The following is a 1,792-nucleotide window of genomic DNA, read 5'->3' on the forward strand; positions in this document are numbered from 1 at the left end:
TTTGGCATTATCCAATTCTTACATTGACGACTCCAAAAGTAAATGCTGGAGATTTTTCACTAATAAGAGCAATTCTTCAATTTATTCTAATTATAATGATTGCGCAAATTTCATGGAAGTATATTGAAAAACCAATCCGACAAGGTGCGCTCCGAAATATTCAGTTTAAGAATTTAAGGCTTCAAAATGTCGCTTTAAGTGTTAAGTTAGCTTTAATTTGTGCAGTATTCGTTTCGTCAATAGCCGTTTTTGGGTTATCAAAAGTTAGTAAGGCTAAGGAGAATCCTCAACTAGATAAGGTGGAAGCAGTACAAACACAACCAGCGAAACATCCAGTTGCAATTCGGGAAAATCCAGCTCAAGAGACGCCCAAAAATCAAGAAGAATCAAAAGAAGTAAATTCTGTGCAACCTAAACGTTCTCCCAACGTTACAGCGATAGGCGATTCCGTTATGATTGATATTGCTCCATATTTAAAAAATGCTTTTCCTGATATTAGGATTGATGCACAAATTGGTCGCCAGCTGTCAAAAGCGATTCCTGTAGTTGAACAGTTAAAGAATGAAGGGAATTTAGGAAACTATGTCATTATTGGGTTAGGTACAAATGGAGCCTTTACTACGGAGCAACTTGTATTATTAATAGAATTAATTGGAAATGAACGTAAAATGATATTTATTAATACGAGGGTACCACGTCCGTGGGAATCAATCGTGAATGAGAGATTGAAAGTGACAGCATCTAAATATCCGAATGTAACTCTAGTCGATTGGTATGCAGCAAGTGCTGGAAAGAGAGACTACTTTGCATCTGATGGTGTGCATTTAACCAAAGTAGGTGCAGAAGCATACGCAGCACTTGTAGTCAAAGCTGTGAATCAATAATTCGATATGCTTTATAAACTTCTGTTGCAAAGTTAATTGAAATATAAAAGATTTATGGTTGAGGAAGAAAAATTTTTTGCAGTCATCAATAATGAGTGGTTTCGATGCCTGTTACTAAACGTGAGTCAAGACGAAGGCTTTGAAGTCCTGTGGATTAGGAAAAGTGTCTTTCGCTATACATGTCGATGGTCATGTTCTGTGAAATTATTAATAGGAAGAAAGAATGTAGCTTCCTAACTTTAAAAATAAGCCCAAGGAATTAATTAATTCTTTGGGCTTATTTTTGAACCAGAATTGGGTATTGTTAGAGAGTAAGAGAGAAGGCGAAAGGAGGTTAGTAGATTAATTTCTTACACCTTTTTATCTCATGTATAGCTCGGGGGAAATGGCCAGCTGATGTTGAAGATTTTTGGAAGAAGTTAGATGAATTGCATGTGCTTGTATGCCAGAAAAGATTACTTGGACAAAATCTCAACTGAAATCATCAAAAACCACGATGTTATCGGTATAGAAGATTTGCAAGTATCTAATATGTTAAAGAATCATAAGTTAGCAAAAGCAATTAGTGAGGTATCATGGTCACAGTTTCGAACCATGTTGGAATATAAAGCGGAATGGTACGGTAAACAAATCATTGTCGTATCGAAAACATTTGCTTCAAGCCAATTATGTTCTTGTTGTGGATATCAAAACAAAGACGTTAAAAATCTAAACCTACGTAAATGGGACTGCCCTTCTTGTTGTACACATCATGATAGAGATATTAACGCAAGTATCAATCTAAAGAATGAAGCGATAAGGCTTCTAACCGCAAGGACTGTGGAGATAGCCTAATAAATTAGAGTTCGATAGAACTCTTTACTTAGGAATCCCCCTCTTCTAAACGAAGTGAAAGTGGGGGTAGTTCA

At 36.1% G+C, this 1,792-nt stretch carries 1 protein-coding gene and 1 pseudogene; both read left to right on the top strand.

Annotated features, from left to right (window positions below; genetic code table 11):
• Positions 1-884, top strand: an 884-nt coding sequence (locus tag AC1DKZ_RS32690) for an SGNH/GDSL hydrolase family protein (protein WP_476997960.1), incomplete at its 5' end; no start/stop codon positions are given.
• Positions 885-1,328: 444 nt separating this feature from the next.
• Positions 1,329-1,718: pseudogene (locus tag AC1DKZ_RS32695) on the top strand (RNA-guided endonuclease TnpB family protein); the annotation flags it as partial.
• Between the last annotated feature and the right edge of the window lie 74 nt (positions 1,719-1,792).

It is taken from the genome of Bacillus sp. 05T21 (assembly GCF_056396785.1).